Annotated in this window: 19 protein-coding genes; 9 read left to right on the forward strand and 10 right to left on the reverse strand. The window is 72.9% G+C overall.

What is annotated here, in order from left to right; all coding sequences use genetic code 11:
- The first annotated feature begins 11 nt into the window (after positions 1 to 11).
- The 7 genes from EDD40_RS24725 (at position 12) to iolD (ending at position 7770) form a co-directional block, all read left to right on the forward strand.
- A complete protein-coding gene (locus EDD40_RS24725) occupies positions 12 to 1004 on the forward strand; it encodes a sugar ABC transporter substrate-binding protein (RefSeq protein WP_246037798.1) in 993 nt (330 codons plus the stop codon).
- An 11-nt stretch (positions 1005 to 1015) separates the two neighbouring features.
- The gene (locus EDD40_RS24730) at positions 1016 to 2062 is read left to right on the forward strand and encodes an ABC transporter permease (RefSeq protein WP_123745058.1); all 1047 of its coding nucleotides are present in this window, start codon (positions 1016 to 1018) and stop codon (positions 2060 to 2062) included.
- Positions 2059 to 2832, forward strand: coding sequence for an ATP-binding cassette domain-containing protein (locus tag EDD40_RS24735; protein WP_123745059.1), 774 nt, complete (start codon positions 2059 to 2061; stop codon positions 2830 to 2832). Before EDD40_RS24730 ends, EDD40_RS24735 begins: the two co-directional genes overlap by 4 nt.
- Positions 2829 to 3758: a 5-dehydro-2-deoxygluconokinase gene (gene iolC / locus EDD40_RS24740; protein ID WP_123745060.1), complete on the forward strand. Its 930-nt coding sequence runs from the start codon at positions 2829 to 2831 to the stop codon at positions 3756 to 3758. The genes EDD40_RS24735 and iolC overlap by 4 nt, the downstream gene beginning before the upstream one ends.
- Before the next feature lie 267 nt (positions 3759 to 4025).
- The gene (locus tag EDD40_RS24745; RefSeq protein WP_246037799.1) at positions 4026 to 5003 is read left to right on the forward strand and encodes a Cgl0159 family (beta/alpha)8-fold protein; all 978 of its coding nucleotides are present in this window, start codon (positions 4026 to 4028) and stop codon (positions 5001 to 5003) included.
- The gene (gene iolB, locus EDD40_RS24750) at positions 5000 to 5926 is read left to right on the forward strand and encodes a 5-deoxy-glucuronate isomerase (protein WP_123745061.1); all 927 of its coding nucleotides are present in this window, start codon (positions 5000 to 5002) and stop codon (positions 5924 to 5926) included. Before EDD40_RS24745 ends, iolB begins: the two co-directional genes overlap by 4 nt.
- Complete coding sequence (gene iolD, locus EDD40_RS24755; RefSeq protein WP_123745062.1) at positions 5923 to 7770, forward strand: 3D-(3,5/4)-trihydroxycyclohexane-1,2-dione acylhydrolase (decyclizing); 1848 nt, start codon at positions 5923 to 5925, stop codon at positions 7768 to 7770. Before iolB ends, iolD begins: the two co-directional genes overlap by 4 nt.
- Here iolD and EDD40_RS44455 read toward each other — a convergent pair.
- The 4 genes from EDD40_RS44455 to EDD40_RS24770 form a co-directional block, all read right to left on the reverse strand.
- Complete coding sequence (locus tag EDD40_RS44455) at positions 7761 to 7889, reverse strand: hypothetical protein (protein WP_281277810.1); 129 nt, start codon at positions 7887 to 7889, stop codon at positions 7761 to 7763. The genes iolD and EDD40_RS44455 overlap by 10 nt on opposite strands.
- Positions 7890 to 8141: 252 nt before the next feature.
- On the reverse strand, positions 8142 to 8501 hold the full coding sequence (locus tag EDD40_RS24760; protein WP_123745063.1) for a hypothetical protein: 360 nt from the start codon (positions 8499 to 8501) through the stop codon (positions 8142 to 8144).
- Position 8502: 1 nt separating this feature from the next.
- Positions 8503 to 9342 (reverse strand): hypothetical protein, encoded by an 840-nt coding sequence (locus EDD40_RS24765; RefSeq protein ID WP_123745064.1) that lies wholly within the window; start codon positions 9340 to 9342, stop codon positions 8503 to 8505.
- A gap of 105 nt (positions 9343 to 9447) precedes the next feature.
- Positions 9448 to 10194, reverse strand: coding sequence for a Crp/Fnr family transcriptional regulator (locus tag EDD40_RS24770; RefSeq protein ID WP_236594564.1), 747 nt, complete (start codon positions 10192 to 10194; stop codon positions 9448 to 9450).
- 286 nt (positions 10195 to 10480) lie between these two features.
- On the opposite strand from EDD40_RS24770, the gene EDD40_RS24775 reads away from it, so the two are divergent.
- On the forward strand, positions 10481 to 11542 hold the full coding sequence (locus tag EDD40_RS24775; protein ID WP_123745066.1) for an NADH:flavin oxidoreductase/NADH oxidase: 1062 nt from the start codon (positions 10481 to 10483) through the stop codon (positions 11540 to 11542).
- Between the two features lie 75 nt (positions 11543 to 11617).
- Here the strand turns inward: EDD40_RS24775 and EDD40_RS24780 are convergent, their stop codons facing one another.
- Complete coding sequence (locus EDD40_RS24780) at positions 11618 to 11803, reverse strand: DUF3073 domain-containing protein (RefSeq protein WP_123745067.1); 186 nt, start codon at positions 11801 to 11803, stop codon at positions 11618 to 11620.
- A gap of 162 nt (positions 11804 to 11965) precedes the next feature.
- Between EDD40_RS24780 and EDD40_RS24785 the strand changes: the two genes are divergently transcribed.
- On the forward strand, positions 11966 to 12847 hold the full coding sequence (locus EDD40_RS24785; RefSeq protein WP_123745068.1) for a DUF8083 family protein: 882 nt from the start codon (positions 11966 to 11968) through the stop codon (positions 12845 to 12847).
- On the opposite strand, the gene EDD40_RS24790 is transcribed toward EDD40_RS24785, so the two are convergent.
- From EDD40_RS24790 to EDD40_RS24810, 5 genes are all read right to left on the reverse strand, one after another.
- Positions 12800 to 13996 (reverse strand): MFS transporter, encoded by a 1197-nt coding sequence (locus EDD40_RS24790; RefSeq protein ID WP_246037800.1) that lies wholly within the window; start codon positions 13994 to 13996, stop codon positions 12800 to 12802. The two genes, EDD40_RS24785 and EDD40_RS24790, sit on opposite strands and share 48 nt — an antisense overlap.
- A gap of 58 nt (positions 13997 to 14054) precedes the next feature.
- Positions 14055 to 14636, reverse strand: coding sequence for an RsiG family protein (locus EDD40_RS24795; protein ID WP_053714273.1), 582 nt, complete (start codon positions 14634 to 14636; stop codon positions 14055 to 14057).
- Positions 14637 to 14696: 60 nt separating this feature from the next.
- Positions 14697 to 15545, reverse strand: a complete 849-nt coding sequence (locus EDD40_RS24800) for a beta-keto acid cleavage family enzyme (protein ID WP_123745070.1) — start codon at positions 15543 to 15545, stop codon at positions 14697 to 14699.
- A gap of 103 nt (positions 15546 to 15648) precedes the next feature.
- Entirely contained in the window at positions 15649 to 16740 is a 1092-nt protein-coding gene (ygfZ, locus tag EDD40_RS24805) for a CAF17-like 4Fe-4S cluster assembly/insertion protein YgfZ (RefSeq protein WP_211348236.1), read from the reverse strand.
- Complete coding sequence (locus EDD40_RS24810) at positions 16737 to 17180, reverse strand: Fur family transcriptional regulator (RefSeq protein ID WP_246037801.1); 444 nt, start codon at positions 17178 to 17180, stop codon at positions 16737 to 16739. The genes ygfZ and EDD40_RS24810 overlap by 4 nt, the downstream gene beginning before the upstream one ends.

Consider the following 17180-nt stretch of genomic DNA (forward strand, 5'->3'; position numbering starts at 1 on the left):
GAGGAGAGACAGTGACGTCCACTCGAACGGCCCTGCGAGCGGGCCTGGCCCTGACCGGCCTCGCGCTGCTGGCCGCGTGCAGCGGCCCCGCCGCGGAGAACACCGCCACGACCACCGGCGCCCCGGCCGCCCCGGCCCCGACCGGCGACCTGCGCGTCGCCGTCGTCACCCACGGCACGGCCGGCGACGCGTTCTGGAACGTGGTGAAGAACGGCGCCACCGCCGCGGGCGAGCAGCTCGGCGTCACGGTCGACTACAACTCCGACGGCGACCCCGGCCGGCAGTCCACCCTGATCGACAACGCGGTGTCGCAGGGCGTCGGCGGCATCGTGGTCTCGATGGCCAACCCCGACGCGGTGAAGACCTCGATCGAGAACGCGGTCAAGGCGGGCATCCCGGTCATCACCATCAACTCCGGCTCCGACAAGAGCGCGGCGTTCGGCGCGCTCGCGCACGTCGGCCAGGAGGAGAGCGTCGCCGGCGAGCAGGCCGGGCGCAAGCTCGAAGAGGCGGGCAAGACCAAGCTGCTGTGCGTGATCCACGAAGCGGGCAACGTCGGCCTCAACGAGCGCTGCGACGGCGCGCGCGCCGGGTTCGGCGGCACGGTCACCAACCTCCAGGTCGACATCAACAACCCCACCGACGTGGAGTCCCGGATCAAGGGCGCGCTGCAGACCGACCCGTCCGTCGACGGCGTCCTCGCGCTCAACCCGCAGGTCGCGGTGTCGTCGGTGAACGCGGTCAAGGGCGCCTCCTCGAAGGCGGCGGTGGCCACGTTCGACCTCAACGCCGACGTCACCGCCGCGATCAAGGCCGGCGACGTCCTCTTCGCCGTCGACCAGCAGCAGTACGAGCAGGGCTACCTGCCCGTCGTGATGCTCAAGCTCTACCGCGACAACGCCAACACCGTCGGCGGCGGCAAACCGGTCCTCACCGGACCCGGCTTCGTCGACCGGTCCAACGTGGACAAGGTCGCCGAGTACGCCCAGCGCGGCACCCGCTGAGGAGGACGCCGGTGACTTCAGCGCCCCTGGCCGCGCCGACGGACGAGCGGGTCGGCTCCGCCCGGCTGCTCGACCGGCTGGTGCTGCGACCCGAGATCGGCTCGCTGCTCGGCGCCGTGCTGGTCTTCGCGTTCTTCTCGGTCGCGACCGAGCGGTTCCTCAGCGTCGGCGGCGTGGCGACCTGGCTGGACGACGCGTCCACGCTCGGCATCATGGCGGTCGCGGTGGCGCTGCTCATGATCGGCGGCGAGTTCGACCTGTCGGCCGGCGTGATGACCGCGTCCACCGCGTTGGTCACGGCGGTCCTGGCCACCCGGCTCGGCTGGAACGTGTGGCTCGCCCTGCTCGCGTCGCTGGCGTTCGCGCTGGCCGTCGGCGCGCTGAACGGGTGGCTGGTGATGCGCACCGGGTTGCCCAGCTTCATCGTGACGCTGGGGACGTTCCTGGCCCTGCAGGGACTGAACCTCGGCGTCACCCGCCTGGTCACGGGGTCGGTGCAGGTGTCCGGCATGCGCTCCGCGGAGGGCTACCCGTCGGCCGGGTTCCTGTTCGCGTCCACGGTCACCCTGGGCGGCACCGGCTTCTACGTGTCCATCGCGTGGTGGGTCCTGTGCACGACGATCGCCGCGGTCGTGCTGCTGCGGACCCGGTTCGGCAACTGGATCTTCGCCGTCGGCGGCTCGCCGCTGTCCTCCCGGGCGGTCGGCGTGCCCGTGGTGCGCACCAAGGTGCTGCTGTTCATGACCACGGCCGGCGCGGCGTGGCTGGTCGGGTCGATCAACATCCTGCGGTTCACCAGCGTGCAGGCCAACCAGGGCATCGGGCTGGAGTTCCAGTTCATCATCGCCGCGGTGATCGGCGGGTGCCTGCTGACCGGCGGGTTCGGCTCGGCCGTCGGCGCGGCGATCGGCGCGCTGATCTTCGGCATGGCCCGGCAGGGGATCGTCTACGCGAACTGGAACTCGGACTGGTTCCAGCTGTTCCTCGGCGTGATGCTGCTGGCCGCCGTGCTCGTCAACAACGCCCTGCGGCGCCGGGCGGAGAGGGTGCGGCGATGACATCCCCACTGCTGGAAGCCCGCGACATCGGCAAGACCTACGGCAGCGTCATCGCGCTGCGCGACGTCTCGACCGTCGTCAACGCCGGCGAGGTCACGTGCGTGCTGGGCGACAACGGCGCGGGCAAGTCGACGTTGATCAAGGTACTGGCGGGCGTGCACCGCCACGACGCCGGCGAACTCCTGGTCGACGGCTCCCCGGCGAGCTTCTCGTCGCCGCGCGAAGCCCTCGACCACGGCATCGCCACCGTCTACCAGGACCTGGCCGTGGTGCCGCTGATGAGCGTGTGGCGCAACTTCTTCCTCGGCTCGGAACCGAGGACCCGGTTCGGCCTCCTCGACCGGCGGCGGGCCCGGGACGTGACGCGGACGGCGTTGGCCGGCATGGGCATCGACCTGCGGGACGTCGAGCAGCCGGTCGGCACGCTGTCCGGCGGCGAGCGGCAGTGCGTCGCCATCGCGCGGGCCGTGCACTTCGGGGCGAAGGTCCTGATCCTGGACGAGCCGACCGCCGCGCTCGGCGTGAAGCAGGCCGGCGTGGTGCTGAAGTACGTGGCCCAGGCGCGCGACCGCGGGCTCGGGGTCGTGCTGATCACCCACAACCCGCACCACGCCTACCCCGTCGGCGACCGGTTCCTGCTGCTCAAGCGGGGACGTGCGCTGGGGACGTACGAGAAGTCGCAGATCGGCCTGGAAGAGCTGACCAGGCAGATGGCGGGCGGCGCGGAGCTGGAGGCGCTGGCCCACGAGCTGCGCGGGGTCACCGGATGACGGTCGAGGTGCTGACGGTGGGCCGGGTCGGGGTGGACCTCTACCCGGAGCAGAGCGGCGTGCCGCTGGCGCAGGTGCGGACGTTCGCCAAGTCGCTCGGCGGGACGGCCACGAACGTCGCGGTGGCGGCGGCGCGCCTGGGCCGGTCGTCGGCGGTGCTGACGAAGGTGGGCCCGGACGGCTTCGGCCCTTACGTGCGTTCGGCGCTGGAGTCCTTCGGCGTCTCGTCGTCGCACGTCGGCACCGCCCCCGACCTGCAGACCCCGGTCGTCTTCTGCGCCCTGGACCCACCGGAGGACCCGCCACTGCTGTTCTACCGCGCGCCTCTCGCCCCGGACCTCTCCCTCACCCCGGACGACGTGCCGTGGGACCTGGTGGCCGACGTCCCGCTGCTCTGGCTGACGGGAACGGGCGTCTCCGCCTCACCCGCCCGCGAAACCCAGCGCGAGATCCTGCGCCACCGCTCCCGCCGCCCCCACACCGTCCTGGACCTCGACTACCGCCCCGCGTTCTGGCCCGACGCCCCGACCGCCCGCCGTGAGATCGACTGGATGCTGGACCACGTGACGGTCGCCGTCGGCAACCGGACCGAGGTCGAGATCGCGGTGGGCACCGCGGACCCCGAAGAAGCCGCCACCCGCCTCCTGTCGCGCGGCGTCCAGCTGGCCGTCGTGAAGCTGGGCGGGTCGGGCGTCCTCCTCGCGACCCCCACCGAGTCCTGGACGGTCGCACCGCATCCCGTGGACGTGGTCTGCGGCTTGGGCGCGGGCGACGCGTTCGGCGGAGCCCTGGTCCACGGCCTCCTGTCGGGCTGGCCACCGGACCGGATCGCCCGCTACGCCAACGTCGCCGGCGCTCTCGTCGCGGGCCGCCTGGCGTGCGCCGACGCCATGCCGACCGAGGCGGAGATCGAGGCCCACCTGTGAGAACACTTCGCCAGGCGCCGGCCGGCCCTCCGTGCCAAGATCAATCGCCTACCGCCGACCCAGCGACACGATCGGATGAACCTGGCCCGAAAATGTACGGAAACACCGTTACCGCCCCTCGGTTAAACGAAGACCGAGCACCCGACAACCACCCCTCCCACCCCTCACCCACCACACCACCCACCCCAACCGCCTCCCACCCGACCGCACCGACCCCGACGACCCGCCGGCTGCGGCGCGCCCACCGACCCCGGCGGGAGGTGGCGGGTGATCGCCGATGAGCAGTGGACAGCGCTGCTGGACACCAGGGCGACCGACCCGGCCGCCATCCGCCGCGCCTACCAGGCCCGCCGCCGGCGGACGCAGTTGCTGTCCGACCAGGGCACCTTGTTCCTGGTGGCGGCCGATCACCCGGCCCGGGGCGCGCTCGGCGTCGGCGGGGACCCGTTGGCCATGGCCGACCGCCGATCCCTGCTGGACCGCCTGCTCACCGCACTGGCGAACCCGGCGGTCGACGGGGTGCTCGGCACACCGGACGTGATCGAAGAGCTGCTGCTGCTGGACGGCCTGCACGGCAAGGTCGTCATCGGCTCCATGAACCGCGGCGGGCTGGCCGGCGCGGATTGGGAGATCGACGACCGGTTCACGGCCTACGACCCCACGGCGATCGCGGGCAACGGGTTGGACGGCGGGAAGATGTTGCTGCGGCTGGTGGACTCCGATCCCGGCACCGTGGCGACGCTGGAGAGCTGCGCGGCGGCCGTGTCGGCGTTGGCGGAGCGCGGGTTGATGGCGCTGGTCGAGCCGCTGCCGTACGCGCGCGACGCGGCGGGGGAGTTGGTGTTGCAGAGGGACGCCGCCGCGTTGGCGCGGGCCGGGAGTGTCGCGGCCGGGTTGGGGGTGACGTCGGCGTTCACCTGGTTGAAGCTGCCACCGTCACCCGATGAGGTGTTGGGGGCGACGACGTTGCCCGCGCTCGTGCTCGGTGGGGTGCCGTCCACCCGGTTGAGTGATGACTTGGCGTCATGGGGTCGGTCGCTGCGTCACCCGACCGTGCGAGGGCTGGTGGTCGGCCGCGCCCTGCTCTACCCGCCGGACGGTGACGTGGCGGCGGCGGTCGAGGCGGCGGCGAGGGTGTTGCGCACGGCACGGGAAGCCGCACGAACGGGAGCGGACGCGGCGGCGGGACCAGGGCCCGGAGAGGCCGGAACGGCGGACGGCGCGGAGAAGGGTGTGGCGGGATGAGCCTGCATCGGCCATTGGGCACGTTGGCGCGCGGGGGGAACGCGGTCGAGCTCACCCCCGACGCCGCCGGGTGGAATCACGCAGGGTTGCGCGTGTTGTCGCTGCCCGCCGGTGGGGTGACCACGTTCGAGACCGGTGACTACGAGGCGTTCGTGCTCCCGCTCTCCGGTGGCTGCGTGGTCGAGGTCGACGGCGAGCGGTTCGAGCTGCGGGGCCGGGACTCGGTCTTCACCCGCGTCACGGACTTCGCCTACCTGCCGCGGGACGCCGCCGTCCGACTGTCCACGAAGGACGGTGTCGAGGTCGCCTTGCCGATGGCCCGGTGCGACCGCAGGCTCGTCCCGAGGTACGGCCCGGCCGAGGACGTGCCCGTCGAGGTCAGGGGCGCGGGCAACGCCACCCGCCAGGTCACCGACTTCGGCGTGCCCGGGGCCTGGGACCACGCCGACAAGCTCATCGCCTGCGAGTTGATCACCCCTGACGGCAACTGGTCCTCCTACCCGCCGCACAAGCACGACCACACCTGCGACGTCGTCAACGAGGAGATCTACTACTTCCGCATCGCCGGCCGCGACAAGGTCACCCCATCGCGTGAGGGGTTCGGCTTCCACCGCACCTACACCGACGACGGCGACATCGACGAGGACGTGGTCGTCCGCGACGGCGACGTCTTCCTCGTCCCGCGCGGCTACCACGGCCCCTGCGTCGCCGCCCCCGGCTACCCCATGTACTACCTGAACGTCCTGGCAGGCCCGAACGCCGAGCGCTCCATGGCGTTCTGCGACGACCCCGCGCACACCTGGGTCCGGGACACCTGGGCGAGCCAGGACCCCGACCCCCGCTGCCCCGTGACGACCGCCGAGGGCACGACCGCCCGGGACACCACCACCGAGGGCACGACCGCCGAAGGACGGGTGGAATGAGGCTCACCACCGCACAGGCCCTGGTCCGCTGGCTCACCGCCCAGCACACCGAACTGCCCGACGGCCGCCGGGCGCCGCTGTTCCCCGGCGTCTTCGCGATCTTCGGCCACGGCAACGTCCTCGCCCTCGGCAACGCCCTCGAAGAAGCCCGTCCCGACCTGCCCGTCTGGCGCGGCCACAACGAGCAGGGCATGGCACTGGCCGCCGTCGGCATCGCCAAGGCCACCCACCGCCGCCAGGTCGGCGTCGCCACGTCCTCCATCGGTCCGGGCGCGCTGAACATGGTCACCGCCGCCGGCGTCGCCCACGCCAACCGCCTGCCCCTGCTCCTGCTGCCCGGCGACACGTTCACCAGCCGCGCGCCCGACCCGGTGCTCCAGCAGGTGGAGCACTTCGGCGACCCGACCACCACGGTCAACGACGCGTTCCGCGCGGTGAGCCGCTACTTCGACCGCGTCACCCGGCCCGAGCAGCTGCTCAACACCCTCCCGCAGGTGGCGCGCGTGCTCACCGACCCGGCCGACTGCGGCCCGGTCGTGCTGGCCCTCCCGCAGGACGTGCAGGCCGAGTCGTTCGACTTCCCGGACGCCCTGTTCACGCCGGTCCTGCACCGCCCGCAGCGCCCGCGCCCCGACACCCGGGCCCTCGCCGAAGCCGCCGCCACCCTCCGCGCCGCGCGCAGGCCGCTGCTCGTCGTCGGCGGGGGCGTCCGCTACTCCCGCGCCGCCGGCCGGGCGATCCGCTTCGCCGAGCAGCACGCGATCCCCGTCGTCGAGACGACGGCCGGCCGCACCGAGGTCCCGCACGAGCACCCCCTGCACGCCGGACCGCTCGGCATCACCGGCTCCGCCTCCGCCAACGCCCTGGCCGCCGAGGCCGACGTGGTCCTCGCCGTCGGCACCCGCCTGCAGGACTTCACCACCGCGTCGTGGACGGTCTTCGCGCCGGGCGTCCGGATCGTCTCCCTCAACACGGCCCGGTTCGACGCGGTGAAGCACGGCGCGCTGTCCCTGGTCGCCGACGCCGACGAGGGCCTGCGCGAGTTGACCGACGACCTGGGCGACTGGCGGGCCGACCCGACGTGGGCCGCCCGCGCGGCCGAGGAGCGGGGCAGGTGGGACGCGCACGTCGACGGTCTGCGCGCCCCCGGCGGCACGCCGACGTACGCGCAGGTCGTCGGCGTGGTGAACGAGGAGTCGACGCCGGAGGACTACGTGCTGACGGCGTCCGGCGGGCTGCCCGGCGAGCTGATCGGCGGCTGGCGCGCGGTCGGCGAGGCGACGATGGACGTCGAGTACGGCTTCTCCTGCATGGGCTACGAGCTGGCCGGCGCGTGGGGCGCGGCGATCGCCCGGCCGGACGGCGTGGTGACCGCGCTGCTGGGCGACGGCTCCTACCTGATGCTCAACTCCGAGCTGTTCTCGGCGGCGTTCGCCGGGCACGGTTTCGTGGCCGTGGTGTGCGACAACGACGGCTACGCCGTGATCCACCGCCTTCAGACCGGACAGGGCGGCACGGGTTTCAACAACCTCTACGACGACGTGACGACACGGCACGCGCGACCCCCGCGCACCGATTTCGCCGCGCATGCCGCTTCGATGGGGTGCGCGACGTTCCCGGTGGACGACCTCGACGGCCTCCGCGCCGCCTACCGCGAAGCGCGGGAAGTCGCGAGGACCGGACACCGCCCGGCCGTGGTCGTGATCCGCACTCACCCGTCCGCGTGGACCGAAGCGGGCGCGTGGTGGGAGGTCGGCGTGCCGGAAGTGGCGCACCGCCCGGAAATCACCGCGGCCCACGACGACGTGGCCGGCGGGAAGGCGAAGCAGATCCGCTATCTCTGACCGTCGAGTTCCGCGAGCCACCGTTCGACGTGGCCGGCGGACTCCCGGTCGCCGAACCCGCGGAACGCGTCCCGCGCCTCGGTCCAGTCCTTCTCCACCATCTGCACGCGTTCGTGCACGATCCGTGGTTCGCCAGTGCCTCCGCCGTGCCGAGCCCGTCACCCGCCGCGCGGAAGGCGGCCAACGCCCGGACCGACAGTCGACGTGCCCCGGCCAGGTCCCCGGTCCGCAGCGCCAGGTTGCCCAGGTGATTGAGCACCACGGCCTGCCACCGCCGGTCGCCGAGCTCCTCGAAGATCCGGTCCCGGACACGGCGCCGCTGACGTCGTTGGTCACCGCCGCGCCGCCGGCGGCGCCGCTGGAGTCCCCGCTCACCGCGGCGCGGTGGCGCCCGCCGCGAAGTCCCCGACCACCCGCGGCAGGGCGGGGCTCACGTCGTGCAGCACCGCGCGCAGCGGGCCGGCGGCCTCCGGGCGTTCCCAGAGCATGGTGTGGATCGAACCGCGCCACTCGGTGGTGAACTCCGCCCGCGCCAGCTCCAGCCGCGCCCTCGGCACGGCGACGAGCCGGCTGCGCGCCTCGTCCATCCGGGCGCTGACCAGCTCGACCAGGTCGGGCGCGAGGGCGGTGGCCACCCGTGTCCGCAGGTCGGGCCACTGCTCGGTGTCCGCCACCGTCGCCAGCGCGCCCGCGGCCGCGCCGGCGAGGAGTCTCAGCGGTTGCTCGCGCACCTCACGCCCTCTCGTCGGTGTCCCTGCGGTAGGTCGGGCCGAAGTGCGAGCCCCGCTGGTCGTTGCGGTCGAAGTGCTGGATCACGTCGGCCTTCTGGTTCGTCACGTGCGCGTCGCGGGCCGCCTGGACCACCGTCGCCCCACCGGAGGCCACCGCGTGCTGGTTCACCGACGAAGGCGAGTCGACGACGGGCGAGACCGGGCCGGCCGCGGCACCCGGCTCGGCACCCGGCGCGGCGTCCGGTTCGCCGTCCAGGACCAGCGAGTGCACGTCACCGCTGGGCAGCCACATCCACCCGTGCCCGCGGAAGGTCTTCACCCGCACGTCCACGCGCCGGAAGTCCTCGGGCCGCAGCGAGGTGTACCGGGCCGCGACCAGCGACGTGAACAGGGTGTCCGAGAGCACCACGACGAGGTCGGAGCCCGGCGACTGCTCCAGCGCCGCGTGCGCCGGCTCGCTGTTGAGCAGCCTGCTGACCAGCACGGCGTCCTGCCCGGGGTAGCCGTTGGCGCCCTCGACGGTGGTGCCGAAGTGGATCGCCATCCGCATCCGCAGCCTGGCCTCCGGCACCCGGTAGCGGTTGGTCGCGGCCAGCTCGGCGTCCAGCGCGCGCACGTACCGGTCCACGACGTCGCCCTCCGACGCCGTGGCGGGCAGCACGGCCCACTCCTCGTCGCCCTTGGCCTGCCGCCGCCACGTCGAGCGGTCGAGGCCGGCGGCCTCCCCGGCGCGGTCCAGGCTGCGCACCAGCAGCTCCTGGAGCTCGCGCTGGAGCAGGTCGTCGGCCGACCCGTAGCTCCTCAGGTCACAACACACCAGCAGACTGCGCTGGAAGCTCATGGGCCCTGCCTTTCGACGGGTGCTGACGCACTGCGGACGCACGACTGCGCAGAGTCACTGTGGACTACTGCATCGGCGGGATTACCGCAGAAATGCGGTCTCGCGTCAGAAGCCCGCGAATTTCCTCAACCCCGCCAGATCCGGCACCAGCACGTCACGCCTCAGGTGACTCACCACCACCCCCGCTTTTCGCAGATCGGAGAACGCCTTCTCGGCCGTTCTGGGCTTCATCCCGGCGATCGAGGCGAGTTCCACCTTCGTCAGCGGAATTCCCAACGTCCACCCGTGCGCCTCTTCGCGCCCGTAGGTCTGCACCAATTCGGCCAGCACCCGGGCCACCCGTTCGGCGGCCGGGTGGGACAGGAAATCGCGCCGGCGCTGGTTCGCCCAGCGGAGCCGGTCGTTGATCATCCCGATCAATTCGACGAACACGTCGTTGCGCCGGTGCAGGAAGCCCATCAGCTCACCGCTGGTGATCAGCTTCGCGACCACGTCGCCGCACGTGACGACGGTGGCCGAGCGCGGTTTCTGGTCCAGCGCGGCCATCTCGCCGACCAGGTCGCCCGCGACCCGGATCGCGAGCAGCGCGGTGTCGCCCGTCTCGTCGGTGGTCTGCACCTTGACCACGCCGTCGAGCAGCAGAAGGACGTGAGTGTCCTTCGCGTCCTGCTCGATGACTTCGCGGTCGGCCGTGTACCGCACGACCGTGCCGATGTTCAACAGCTCTTGTCGGGTGTTGTCTCGGAGGCGACCCAGGAGGCTGTTGCTGGGCCACCCTGGATCCTGTGTCATCGTGGTCGGCATGGGCAGCATGTGGATCCTGTTACTGTCGTGACCGGCGGGAACTTCCAATGGGCCGACCCGCGTCGGGCGGCAAGTGATGGTCTCCCCGAACGTGATGCGGACAGTACACCCGAATGGGCGTAACTGGTGTCCTCATGTTCGGCGTTCTGCCCGCCGACCTCCCATTGAAGATCACGTGCGAATGCACGCGCAATACCGATTCGAATGGAATTGCGCAGCTCCCGTGAGGTGGGACGGGTGCCACACCGGGGAACAAGGGGCCGATCCGGTGGACTTGGACCTGGTGACGCGCCGCAGGGCCGTTGTCATACCGGAACGTCTCCAGGAGCCACCCGTGAGCCAGCTGTTCAGCCCGCTGACCCTCCGCAGCGTCACGCTGCCCAACCGCATCGCGGTCAGTCCCATGTGCCAGTACTCGGCGCGGGACGGTCACCCGGACGAGTGGCACCTCGTGCACCTCGGCTCGCGCGCGGTCGGCGGCGCGGGCCTGGTGCTCACCGAGGCGACCGCCGTGCAGGCAGTCGGCCGCATCTCGCCCGAGGACACCGGGCTGTGGGACGACGCGCACATCACGTCGTGGCGGCCGATCGTGGACTTCATCCACGCGAACGGCGCGGTCGCCGGCGTGCAGCTCGCCCACGCGGGCCGCAAGGCGTCGACCTACGCGCCGTTCGCTCCGCGCCGGGGTGGCGTCGCCGACGCCGACGGCGGCTGGACGCCCGTCGCGCCGAGCCCGGCGCCGTTCCACGAGACCTACCGGACCCCGGTCGAACTGGACGACCAGGGCATCGCGGGGGTGGTCGCGGACTTCGCCGCCGCGGCGAAGCGCGCGCTGGCGGCCGGCTTCCGGGTGGTCGAGGTGCACGCCGCGCACGGCTACCTCCTGCACGAGTTCCTGTCGCCGCTCAGCAACCACCGCACGGACGCCTACGGCGGTTCCCCGGAGAACCGGACCCGGCTGGTGCGCGAGGTCACGGCCGCCGTCCGGGAAGCCGTCGGCGAGGACGTGCCGGTGTTCGTGCGCATCTCCGCCACCGACTGGGTCGAGGGCGGCTGGACCGCGGAGGACAGCGTCGTGCTGGCACGCGACCTCGCGGCCCTGGGCGCCGACGTGATCGACGTGTCCACCGGGGGCAACACGCCCACGGCGGACATCCCGACCGGCCCCGGCTACCAGGTGCCGTTCGCCGAGACCGTGCGGCGGAAGGCCGACGTGCCCACCGGGGCCGTCGGCATGATCACCGACGCCCGGCAGGCCGAGCAGGTCCTCGCCGATGGCTCGGCCGACCTGGTGCTGCTCGGCCGGGAGTTCCTGCGCGACCCGTACTGGCCGCGCCACGCGGCGCAGCAGCTGGGGGTGCAGGTCAGCCCGCCGAGGCAGTACGCCAGGGCGTAGTTGGACCCGCTGCAAAGGTCGGGCTGCCGGTCTGGATAACCGGCAGCCCAACCTCAGCAGCGGGTGTTGTGTGTGTCAGCGACGGTAGTCGTCGTATTCGTCGTCCGACGGGTCGTCGAAGCGTTCTTCGCTTCGGCGAACACCTGCGGACTCGCCGCCGGACAGCTCGCGTTGCAAGGCGTCGACGTCGATGTTGTGAGAGCTGTATTTGAGCTCCCGCGCCACCTTGGTCTGCTTGGCCTTAGCTCGGCCGCGCCCCATGGCTCGACCCCCTCGCACAGGGACGGGGGCGGCCGGGGGAACGGCGGCCCCACTCGTCTCGACAACTAGTTCCTGGTAACTACCGTACCGTGTCGAAGGGGTTCCCCGCGACGCGGTAGGCGTGACACGTGCCGCCAAATCTCACCGTGGGAGGATGCGCGGGTGCCTCAACCGTTCGTCGCCTACCTCAGGGTGTACGAACCGCTGTCGGCTCTTGACGCACCGTTGGCGGATCAGGTGCGAAAAGCCCTGGAAGACGGGGTCTTGAGCCGGGCGGACGTCGGCGCGCGCGAACGGGAGCTGTGGTTGCGATCACAGCTGGCCCGGCCGCGCCGCCTCCTGCCCGGTGAGCGGTCGGACGGCCGCGTCGCGCCCGACGCGCCGTTCGACGTGATGACCATCAGCCCCGCCGAGGTGCCGGGGGAGGTCGGCCCCGGTCCCCTGGTCTGCCCCCTCGACCTGCGCGCCAGGTCGGCCGCCGCCCTGGTCGGCTTCCTGGCCACGGCCACCGGCCCGTTGCTGGAGCAAGCCGTGGCGGCCGAGCCGGAGGACGTCCGGTCCCGGGCGTCCGCGGTGATGGCCGAGCTGACCGCCGGCGCCGTGCACGTCATCTCGACCACCTGGACGGTGCCGCTGCCCTGGTTCGCGCTGGTCGAGCCGGAGGCGCGGCGGATCGTGCTGGCCCCGAGGTCCGACCCGGAGCGCCAGGTCTCGTGGCGGGTGTCCATGGCGGACGCCCGCGCGCGGGTGGCCCGGGCGCACCGGGTGGTGACCGGCGCGCTGGGCGAGGCGGGCCCGGCCAAGGTGCTCCAGGACACCGGCCGCTGGCTCGACCACTTCGCGCCGGACTCGGCCGTCGAGCTGGACTACGGCGGGCTGGTGCAGCTCATCGACGACCAGGACCTGCTCGAGGACAGCTCCGCGACCGACGTGAACGCGATCGTGGACGCCCTGGAGACCGGTGACACCGAGGAGGTCGCCCTCCGCTACGAGCGGCTACGGGAGTTCTGGGGCGAGCTCGCGCGCCGCGAACGGCACGGCTAGCAGCACGCGGGCCCCCACGGCCGCCGCCGCGGCCACGAGCAGGGCGGCGGGCCAGCCGATGCCGACCGCGACCAACCCGGCCAGCGGGGGTGTGACGGTGGCGCTCAGGTAGTTGGCGGTGTTCTGCATGCCGAGCGCGATCCCGGTCCGGCCGGGAGGCGCCAGCTCGCCCGCCGCGGTGATCGCGACGCCGTTCCAGCACAGGGCCAGGGCGGCGGTGGGCACGAGGGCGCAGACCAGCGCCCAGACGGGCGCCCGGTCCAGGGCCGCGCAGAGCGCGAACCCGATCGCGATCAGCACGCTCAGCGCCTTCAGCGGCCGGACCCGGGTGGCGGCGCGGTCCGACCACACGCCGACGACCAGCCGGCCGATCCCGCCGCTGACCTGGGCGGCGGCGAACAGCCCCGCGGCCAGGCCCACGGCCACGCCCCGGTGGTCGTGCAGCAGCTCGACCATGAGTGCGGCGGCGGTGAACTGGGGCACGACGAGCAGGCCGCTCGCCGCGCTGAGCCGGATCAGGGCCGGGTCCTTGAGCACGACCCCGTGCCGCCCACCGCCCGCCCGCACCGCCCACGGCGGCTCCCGGACCCACAGCGCCACCGCGACCGCGACGAACGCGGTGAAGCCCGCCAGCGCCAGGAACGCCACCGGCACGCCGGCCCGCAGCGCCACCACCGGCAGCACGGCGGCGGCCAGGGCCGCGCCCAGCGGGGTGGCGGTCTGCCGGATGCCCATGGCGAGCCCGCGCCGCCGCGCGGGGAACCAGGTGAGCACCGCCCGGCCGCTGGCCGCGTTCACGCTCGCGCCGAACAGGCCCACCCCGACCAGCGCCAACCCGGCCACCACCGGCCCGTCGACCGCGGCGAGCGCCAGGCACCCGGCCGCGCCGAAGCCGCCGATGGCCATGACGAGCCGCTCGCCGCGCCGGTCGGCCGCCGCGCCCCACGGCACGAGGGTGAGCATGGTGCCCAGGTTGACCGCGCCGAGCAGCATCCCGACCTGCGGCAACGACAGCCCGAAGTGGGCGCGCAGCTGCGGGGTGATCGCCGGCAGGCCCAGGAACACGGCGGCGTTCGTGCCCTGGGCGACCGCGCCGACCGCGAGCACCACCCACCGGTAACCGGGCGAGGCGGACCGTTGTTGTGCCATCAACCGGCCACGGTAAGCGGCCCGTTCAGATGGCGGGAGTACCTTCCCAGAGTGTGGGCTACTCCTTGGTGCGGCCCGGGTTGGCGGGCCACCCCCGCTCGGCGGCCAGCAGCTCGTCCACCGAGGCGCTGCCGCTCTGGTACCGCCCGGCGATCTCGGCGTTGAGGAAGTCGACCACGGCCTGCACCTCGCGCCGCCGGGAGGAGACCGAGGCCTCTTCGCCGATGAACACCCGCAGCGCCAGGATCAGCTTGTCGTCCGTGAGCGCGCTCACGTCCGACAGGTCGACGTCGGAGACCAGGGCCTCGACGTGCCGCCGGTGCGCCTCCGCCCGCGACGGCTCCTGCGTCTGGTAGCGCCCGAGGCCCGTGGCGGGCCCGACCGCGTTCGACGCGAGGATGGTCGCCAGCTGGTCCACCACCGCCGAACCGCCGGACGTCCGGCGCTCCTGCTCGGCCCGCACGATGTCGATCCGCGCGTGCAGCAGCCGCCGCAGGTACGACAGGTCCGTCTCCTCCTGCGCCGCCTCGTCGCGCAGCGCGCGCACCTCGGCGAGCGGGAGCCGCTCGACCCCCTCGGTGTAGTCGGGGGCGAGCACCCGGTCGATACGGCGGCGCCCGCCAGGACGCACCTCGATCACGTACTCATCCTGAGGTAGTTCGTGTCCACCCGCCAACACAAACCTGCTTCCAAAGTTGTCTCAAACCTGTACCGGACTGCGCACGCCCAGCAGCGCACGGGCGTCCGCGGACGACAGCGGCGGTCGTTGGGCGATCTTCGCCAGCCCCGCCGCGCGGGCGACCAGCTGCGCGTTGTCCCGGACCGGTTGGCCCTTGGCGTACGAAACGGTGTCCTCCATGCCCACCCGCAGGTGACCGCCGGCGGCCAACGCCGTCAGCATCACCGGCAGGGTGGTCCGCCCGATGCCCGTCGCCGAGAACGACGCGCCCTCCGGCAGCAGCCGCAAGGCCGCCACCAGCGTCTCCGCGTCGCCCGGCATGCCGCCCGGCACGCCCATCACCAGGTCGACGTGCACCTTGCCGCCCGCGGGCAGCCCGTGCTGGTCCAGCAGCCGCCGCAGCGACGCCAGCTGGCCGATGTCGAAGATCTCGTACTCGGGGGCGATGCCCCGCTCCTGCATCCCCTTGTGCAACGCGACCACGAACTCCCAGCGGTTCAGGAACACGTCGTCGCCGAAGTTCACCGTGCCCATGGTGCAGGACGCCGAGTCGGGCAGGGCGTCGAGCACCTTGAGCCGGTCGGCCTCCGGGTCCGTCACCGCGCCGCCCGTGGACAGCTGCACGATCAGGCCCGTCTGCTCGCGCAGCGCGGCGACCGCGTCCTTGAGCAGCCCGAGGTCCAGCGTCGGCCTCGTGTCCGCGCCGCGCAGGTGCACGTGCACCATCGTGGCGCCGACCTGCTCGCACGCCCGTGCGGCGGCGACCAGTTCCTCCAGCGTGACCGGCAGCTGGGGCACGTCGGCCTTCGCGTGCTCGGCGCCGGTGGGCGCGACCGTGAGCAGCGTGCCGTGGGATCCGGGTCGGGACATGTCGTGATCCTGGCACAGAACCCGTTCGGGCTAGCGCGTCAGCGGTGCCCTCCGGACCGGGAACCGCAGGCAGGCGAGGTCGCCGGTTTTCCGGTCCGGATGATCAGCGGCCCAGGTTGCGGGCCGCCTCGCGGCCGAGGCCGGGGGTGTCCGGCGGCACCGAGTCGGGGTCGACGCTCGCCTGCACGCGCCGGTCCTCCGCGCCGACCAGCAGCTCGGTCTCGGGCGAGACCGACCGCTTGACCAGCGCCAGCACGATCGTGCCCAGCTCGTGGTGCAGGGCCACGCTGCCGACGCGGCCGACCACGCGGTCCTCGACCAGCACCGGGTCACCGGTCTCCGGCTGCACCTCGCGGGACCCGTCCAGGTGCAGCAGCAGCATCCGGCGCGGCGGCCGGCCGACGTTGTGCACCTTCGAGACCGTCTCCTGGCCCCGGTAGCAGCCCTTGTCGAGGTGCACGGCCTCGCCGATCCAGTTCACCTCGTGCGGGATGGTCTTCTCGTCGGTGTCCACGCCGAGCCGGGCGTGCAGGGACTCGACCCGCAGCGCCTCGAACGCCCAGCTGCCCGCCGGGCGCGCGCCCGCCGCGGTGAGCCGGGCCCACCAGTCGGCGATCTCGCCGCGCGGGACGACCAGGTCGACCGCGTCCCGGCCCGGCCACGTGGTGCGGCGGGCGAAGCCGTTCGGCAGGGCGGTGACGCCGTGCGGCCCGGCGGGCAGCGGCAGGTCCAGCTCGCCGAACAAGCCGGCGACCTCCGGGCCGACGACGGTCAGCACCGCCAGCTCGGCCGTCGCGTCGCGCGGCTCCACCTTCGACCAGAAGACCATCTTGGTCAGGTACGCCAGCAGCTCGGCCGCCCGCGACGCCTCCGTGTCGAGGTAGACGACGCCGCCGACGTTCGCCACCGCGGCGTGGTGCTCGACCCGGCCCTGCACGTCCAGGATCAGCGCCTCGGTGCCCTCGTCCTCGCCGAGCGCGGTGAAGTGCTGGCTGGTCAGCGAGTGCAGCCAGGTCAGCCGGTCGTCGCCGGGCACCGCGAGCACGGCCCGGTTCGACCGGTCGAACACCGCGACCGACCGCGCCGCCGAGCGCTGTTCGGCGAACGGGTCGCCGAAGTGCCACGGCACGCCCTGGTCGGGCGCGCCCTCGAAGGGCGCGACGGCGCCGGGGGCGGTCAACAGCGGTGAGTTCACTCGGACTCCTTCGGTGCGCTCAGGCACTCGTGGCAGGTGCCGGACAGCGCGAGGTGGCTCGCATCAAGTTCGAACCCGTACCCGTCCCGCAGTGTTCCCCCCAGGGGGGAGAGCAGGTCGCACGGCACCTCGTCCACCCGGCCGCACCGGTGGCACACCAGGTGCACGTGCTCGTGCGCGTCGACCGAGTAGCTGGGCGCGCCGTGCCCGAGGTGGGTGTGCCGGACCAGGCCGAGCCGGTCGAGCAGGTCGAGCGTGCGGTAGACCGTGGTGATGTTGACCGTGGGCGCGGTGACCTGGACGCGCTGGCAGATCTGCTCGGGTGTGGCGTGCCCCAGCTCGCGCACGGCGTCGAGCACGAGCTGGCGCTGGGGTGTCATCCGCATGCCGCGTTCGTGCAGCGTCTTGCGCAGGGCTTTCGGAGCGCCGGCGGTGTCCAC

It is taken from the genome of Saccharothrix texasensis (genome assembly GCF_003752005.1).
Classification (GTDB): domain Bacteria; phylum Actinomycetota; class Actinomycetes; order Mycobacteriales; family Pseudonocardiaceae; genus Actinosynnema; species Actinosynnema texasense.